This is a genomic window from Planktotalea sp. (assembly GCF_039984035.1).
Lineage (GTDB): Bacteria > Pseudomonadota > Alphaproteobacteria > Rhodobacterales > Rhodobacteraceae > Planktotalea.
The window spans coordinates 1-6,469 of record NZ_JBDWVM010000431.1 but is presented as its reverse complement, the minus strand read 5'-3'; the positions used below and the strand labels follow the sequence as shown (position 1 = coordinate 6,469).

At 55.5% G+C, this 6,469-nt stretch carries 6 protein-coding genes and 1 pseudogene; all 7 read right to left on the bottom strand.

What is annotated here, in order from left to right; genetic code table 11:
• Window positions 1-292, bottom strand: a pseudogene (locus ABJQ89_RS18950) (guanine deaminase); the annotation flags it as partial.
• A 13-nt stretch (window positions 293-305) separates the two neighbouring features.
• A complete protein-coding gene (locus ABJQ89_RS18945; RefSeq protein ID WP_348497716.1) occupies window positions 306-1,379 on the bottom strand; it encodes a BMP family ABC transporter substrate-binding protein in 1,074 nt (357 codons plus the stop codon).
• A 33-nt stretch (window positions 1,380-1,412) separates the two neighbouring features.
• Window positions 1,413-2,327, bottom strand: coding sequence for an ABC transporter permease (locus ABJQ89_RS18940; protein ID WP_348497715.1), 915 nt, complete (start codon window positions 2,325-2,327; stop codon window positions 1,413-1,415).
• Window positions 2,327-3,421, bottom strand: a complete 1,095-nt coding sequence (locus tag ABJQ89_RS18935) for an ABC transporter permease (protein ID WP_348497714.1) — start codon at window positions 3,419-3,421, stop codon at window positions 2,327-2,329. The genes ABJQ89_RS18940 and ABJQ89_RS18935 overlap by 1 nt, the downstream gene beginning before the upstream one ends.
• Window positions 3,414-4,949, bottom strand: a complete 1,536-nt coding sequence (locus ABJQ89_RS18930; RefSeq protein ID WP_348497713.1) for an ABC transporter ATP-binding protein — start codon at window positions 4,947-4,949, stop codon at window positions 3,414-3,416. The genes ABJQ89_RS18935 and ABJQ89_RS18930 overlap by 8 nt, the downstream gene beginning before the upstream one ends.
• A complete protein-coding gene (locus tag ABJQ89_RS18925) occupies window positions 4,942-5,604 on the bottom strand; it encodes a glutathione S-transferase family protein (protein WP_348497712.1) in 663 nt (220 codons plus the stop codon). Before ABJQ89_RS18925 ends, ABJQ89_RS18930 begins: the two co-directional genes overlap by 8 nt.
• On the bottom strand, window positions 5,601-6,469 hold an 869-nt coding region (locus ABJQ89_RS18920; RefSeq protein WP_348497711.1), incomplete at its 5' end, for an aromatic ring-hydroxylating dioxygenase subunit alpha. The genes ABJQ89_RS18925 and ABJQ89_RS18920, both read right to left, overlap by 4 nt.

The window sequence follows — 6,469 nt, the reverse complement described above, 5'->3', positions numbered from 1 at the left end:
AGCGGGCCTCAAGCGGGAAAGTATAGCGAAACAGCCAGTCTTCTAGCGGGACATCAAGCGCAGTGCCAAGTTGCGGAAACTGCGGAGCATGGATGTGAAGATCGACCAATCCGGGGATCAACACCCCCTGTCCGCGTAAATCAATTAGGTCGTCTTTAATTTGTGTGGCGCCACCATATGGCGCCACGTTCGTGACCATTCCATTGCTATCGACAGAAACGAGCGCATCAGGAATGCGCTCGATCTGGCCCCGTTCAGGGCTTTGTAAAATATCTGCCCGAAACTGAGGCATAGATCTGGAAACCCTACTGCGGGATGCGGGTTTCGACACCCGTGACCAGCCAGTCGATGCCAGCCATTGCAGCGTCGTCAATGACTTCACCATCAGCCAGACGTTCTGTTCCGTCCTGATCCATAAGCGGACCCGTCAGAGGATGAAACTCACCAGCGCGCATCGCCGCCTCGGCCTCTTCGATCATCGCCATCGTCTCTGGTGAGATCGACGACGACCAGCTCTTAACCTCCACCGTATCATCGACATAACCACCCCAGAATGCTTCGCCTTTAAAGGTGCCGTCAATCGTGGCTTGTGCGCTGTCCACAAAAAAGCTCGACCAATCGGCGATTTGCGATGCCAACAACCAGTTGGGCGCGTATTCTTTCATGTCGGACGAAGTATTGATGACCCAGACGCCTTCTTCCTCTGCGACCGTCACAACAGATGGTGTATCCTGATACAGTGAATAGATCACGTCCGCGTCTTGCGCCATCAAGGCACGCGCGCTTTCTTGTGCCTTGGGTGGATCGAACCAAGAGTTCAGCCAAACGACTTTGACGGTCACATCAGGATTGACGGCCTGAATGCCCAGCGTGAAGCCGTTGATCATGCCCACGACCTCGGGGATCGCGAAGGCCGCAACAATGCCCACGGTGTCAGTTTCGGTGACGTCAGCGGCGGCCATACCCACAAGATAAGAGGTTTCGTAATTGCGGCTTTGGAAGTTACTGAAATTGTCTGCCAGCAGATAACCTGAGGCATGGATAAACGTCAGGTCGGGACGCTGCTCAGCCAGAGATATTCCATCGTTCATATAGCCAAACGATCCCAACATGATCATGTCAGCCCCTTGTGCAGCCATCTGGTTGATAATGCGCGCAGCGTCTGGACCCTCGGGTACGTTTTCTACAAAGAATGTCTCAACCTTATCGCCAAAGGCCTCTTCAATGGCCAATCGCCCAGCGTTTAATTCGGCTGACCAGCCGACATCCGCCACTGGTGACGGATAGACAAATCCGATCTTCAATTGGTCGTCGGCGTAAGCAGGTAAAGCCAGCGACGTGGCTGCTGCAAGGCTAAACAGTAGGTTTCTTCTCTTCATTTTATATCCTTCGTTTTCAAGCAGGTAGGTTCACTAAATTTTCAACACCGCGCCGAGGCTGGCGGGGCTGTTGCGGCGGATGAAAGAGAGATTTCGGGAGATCGCCGCGAGCATGATAATTGTAACGACGTAGGGCAAGACGGACATCGCTTGACTGGGAATGCTCCAGCCAAAGGCTTGTATCGACAGTTCCAGCAACGACATCGACCCGAATAGATAGGCTCCAAAGGTCACGCGCGGCACAATCCATGTACCAAACACAGTCAACGCGACGACGATCCAACCGCGTCCGGCAATCATTCCTTCGGCCCAAAGCGGTGTGTAAGCCGTGGACATATAGGCCCCGCCAATGCCTGCCATTGCGCCCCCAAAGCCAACACAGCTTGCGCGGATCAAGCGGACTTTCAGTCCCAGTGCATGAGCATTTTCAGGGCTTTCGCCAACCGCACGGATCACCAACCCAAGTTTGGTCCGTGTCAGAACGTACCACGTGGCAAGGACCAGCATGATGGAAAGATAGACCATGATATCTTGCGAAAAGAACATCTGCCCAATGATTGGGATATCCGACAATGGGCCAAGGTTGAGCTCAGGCAAACCGGCGACAGTGCGCCCCTCATAGCTCTTGCCAATTGCAGATGACAGGCCAAGACCAAGGATGCCAATGGCGAGCCCAGATGCCGTTTGGTCCGCGCGAAACACCAGCGTTAATACCGCATGTATCAACGACAGCAGGCAGCCAAGAACGGCAGCGGCCAGGAATCCCACAGTATAGGACCCCGATTGCGTTAGTGCCACAAAACCCATCGCAGCTCCGGTGGCCATCATCCCTTCAACACCAAGGTTCAGGACGCCGGATTTTTCGGCGACAAGCTCTCCCATCGCGGCGAAAATCAGGGCCGTCGCGGCGGCTAAAGTGCCGCTGACAATAAAAATCAAGACCTCCATCAGTCAGGCGACGCCTCCTGAGCCAAGGCATTCGGTTTGATCCAACGGATGCGCGATGTCAGCAAGAACGAACAAGCCAGATAGAACGTCAGCAACATGCCTTGAAAGATGCCCGTGACCGCATTGGGCAGGCCCACGGATAGAAGTGCGAAATCGCCACCCACATAAACCAGCGCCATCAAGGCGGCTGCAAAGATGATACCGATAGGGTGCAATCCACCTAGCACAGCCACAATAATTCCCGCATAGCCATACCCGGGCGAGATGTTACGCTGGAGCATGCCAAGCGGCCCCGAGACCTCTCCCACGCCAGCCATGCCCGCCGCTCCACCAGAAATGAGCAGAGCCAGCCAAATGGCTTTCTTTGATGAATATCCCGCATAGGTGGCCGCCGCAGGGGCAATGCCACCGACGGACATTTTGTAACTCACAAGGGAGCGCTGGACGAAAATCACGGCAACCGCCGAGGCCACCAACCCGATATAAAGCGATGCATTCGCGCGGGTTCCCTCAATCAGGATCGGGAACTTTGCGGCGGCCCCAAACCGTATCGACTGCGGGAAATTGAAGCCAGACGGATCGCGCATAGGCCCAGCAATGAGGTAGTAGAGCAATTGCAGCGCCACACTGGTCAGCATGAACGTCACGAGAATTTCATTGGCATTGAACTGCGATCGCAAAAACGCGGCAATGCCCGCCCAGATCATGCCGCCAATCATGCCAGCAAGGACCATCGCGGGAAGCAGCAGTGGTGATGTGGTTCCATTAAACTGGATCGCCAACGCCGTGGCCGCAATTGCCCCGACAATCAATTGCCCCTCTGCCCCGATATTCCAGATTTGCGCTCGAAACCCGATGGCAAGCCCTTGTGCGATCAACAGCAGTGGTGCCATCTTGAGCAGAATTTCCCCGATCCCGTAGCTCGTGCGCAACGGATCAATGAAGATCGCATCGAGCCCTTTTATCGGCGAGACACCGTAGATCATAAACAGGACCGACCCGCCCAAACAGGTCAGCAGAACCGCCAACAGACTGACTTGAACCGGAGCCCAGATGGAGCGTTCGGGACGCGCTTCTATGACAAGCCTAGACATGCGCCGCCTCCCGCCCTGACAGGGCCGCAAAATCGCCTGCCATAGCCAGACCCACCTCATCAATCGATGTTGTTTGGATTTGCGCGGGTGGCGATAACTGGCCACGGAACATCACTTGAATATCGTCGCAAATCTCAAAAATTTCTTCGATTTCTTCGGATACGATCAGGATCGCAGCGCCCTCGTTGCGCAAATCGATCAGTTTCTGGCGGATCGCAGCCGCCGCGCCCACGTCAACGCCCCAAGTGGGCTGTGATGCGATCAACACCTTGGGCCGCAACGCCAATTCACGACCGACGATGAATTTTTGCAGGTTACCGCCTGACAGGCTTTGCGCAGTCGCATCCGGCCCTCCGCAGCGCACGTCCATGGCGTCAATTGTGCCTTGCGCCAAAGCACGGCGTTTCCCTAGCTTGAGCATGCCCCAGTTCACCAAACCGGCATGATGGGTCGTCAAACCCGCATTCTCGGACAAGGTATGAATGGGCACAGCGCCCCGCCCAAGTCGCTCTTCAGGGACAAAATGAAGCCCCTGCTCGCGGCGCTGATCAGGTCCAAGCACCCCTATTGCTTTGCCGTCCAAAACAATCGCGCCTGCATCCTGCGGACCTTGCACAAACTCACCCGCAAGCGCGCGTGTTAACGCGTCTTGTCCATTGCCTGATACACCTGCAATTCCAGTGATCTGTCCACTGCGCAAGGACAGCGTGATATCTTTGAGCGAAGGCGCAAACGGGTCTTGTGGTGTATAATTCAGCCTCGAGACGTCAAGAACTGCGCGCCCAGCGCTCCGATCGCCACTATGGGTTGGGGCAGAAATCTCGTGCCCGATCATCAGCCGTGTCAGGCTGCGGGCATCTTCGACCTTGGCATCCACTACGCCCACAACGCGCCCAGCGCGCATAACCGTGGCCGTGTCGCACAGCGCCTTGATTTCATCCAACTTGTGAGAAATGAAGATGATACCGATGCCTTCGCTGGCAAGACGCCGGAGGGTTTCGAACAATTTGGCGATGCCTTGCGGCGGCAGGACAGACGTTGGCTCATCCATGATTATCAGTTTGGGTTCTTGCAAAATGCAGCGCAAGATTTCGATCCGTTGACGTTCGCCGACCGTCATCGCTTGCACACGGCTGTTTGGTTCAACGTCCAGCCCGAATTGTTCCGATGCTGCACGGATGCGGTCCGACAACTCCGCAATTGTCCCAGGCACCGCGAGAGATATGTTTTCTGCGGCTGTCAACGTTTCAAACAACGAGAAATGCTGGAACACCATGCCAATGCCGAGCTCGCGCGCTACCAGCGGCGATTGGATATCGACCTGTTCTCCATTCCATTCCACAGTGCCCGCATCTGGGCGCACCGAGCCATAGATGATCTTCATCAGCGTCGACTTTCCGGCGCCGTTTTCACCTAGAACCGCGTGAATTTCGCCAGGCATCACGTCTAGATTGACCGCATCATTTGCCAAGACCGCTGGGTAAGATTTGCTTACGCCGCGCAAACGCAACAGAGGGGTATCAGCCATCGGCCCCCTCCTCGCTCAATTCGTGCAGCGGATGAATGCCCGGCATGGTTACAAACCCTTTCAGACCGCGCACTGCATAAAGCCAGTTGCGGATCGCGGGGTATCTATCGTGTTCAAATCCAGCATCTGGGCTGAGGGCAACATACGGAAAAACCGCGATATCAGCGATGGTCGGCCCATCACCCACGAGCCACGTTTGCCCAGCGAACACACGATCTGTCAAAAGCAACTCGAACGCATCTAGGTCTTTGCGCGACGCGGCGCGCACGGCCTCTACATCCACGGGCCAATCGAGCATAGCATTCAAACGGGCCGCCCCGAGGCTCGTCGTTAAACGCGCTGAAAACCCCAACCATTGCAAGGCCTGCGCATGCAGACTTGCATCTTCAACCGGATACCATGTGCCACTGGAATCATATGTTGTCGCCAGCCATGCCAGCATAGCCTGCGTTTCGGACAGCACCAGATCACCAGCCACCAGCACCGGCAACGTGCCTGCGGGGTTAAGCGCCAGCATGGGCTCTGAACGATGCTCTAGTCCGGGGTAAAAGTCGACCGCGACTGTATCATAGCTCACGCCAAGCAGGCCCGCCATCAGCCGGATTTTGTAGCAATTGCCAGAAAGCACGTAATTATAAAGGGTAAACTGGCTCATGCGTCCTCGGTCAATGCGCCGTAGAATGCGCCTTTGGATTTTAGCCAACGGCGGTAGGCAATTGATGTTAAATCCGCACGCGTCGGAATTTCCATTTTCGGATCCAGCGGTAGTTTCACGGGCCTCTGGTTTTCCAAGATAGAGCGATCTTGTAGAAAAATTTCCTGTTGAAATTGCACCAATCCGGCGAAATCGGACGTGTCATCATAAAGCGCCATCCACGGCCAGACGTCGCATTCCGTCTCCGAGCGAGGCTGGACAAAAATCGCGATCACATCCATCGCTTCGGGCTTGGGCGGGCAGGTTTTGTACAAAACTGCCGAGGTGGGAGCAGCGACACGGTATTGATAGTCTGTGTCGCCCCCAGATTGCGCACTCTTGGCGGCTTGAGGTTGGTAAAAACTGATCTTTGTGGCCCAAACCTCGTCCACGTCATCGCGGATTTCAGCCTTATACGGCGCAACTTCGGTGTGCGGCTCGCTGCCCAAGATCCCAGTATGTACAAAAGGAAAATGCGCGATATCGAGAAAATTTTCGACCGCCCGCAAAGGGGAGCATTTCACGCGGACACTGCCGCAAGGCACCAGTCGTCTGCCAACTTCATCCGCTTCGGGGATGGCAAACAAGGCGTGCGGGGCATCGCCCAGACAGGTCCAGACATGTCCGTATTTGAATTGCGCCGGATAGGCGCGGCCAGACTCGTCAATGACCTTTGGTGCTTCAGGCGTGCCCGACACAGTCAGTTTTTGATCAAGCAACATCGTGCGGCGTGATCCGCGGACCAAAGTTTGTGCATCGCCGACGGCGTACCAATCTTTCAAAGCATAAGCGCGGCTCATGCAGCGACCATTTTGGTCTGGACCGT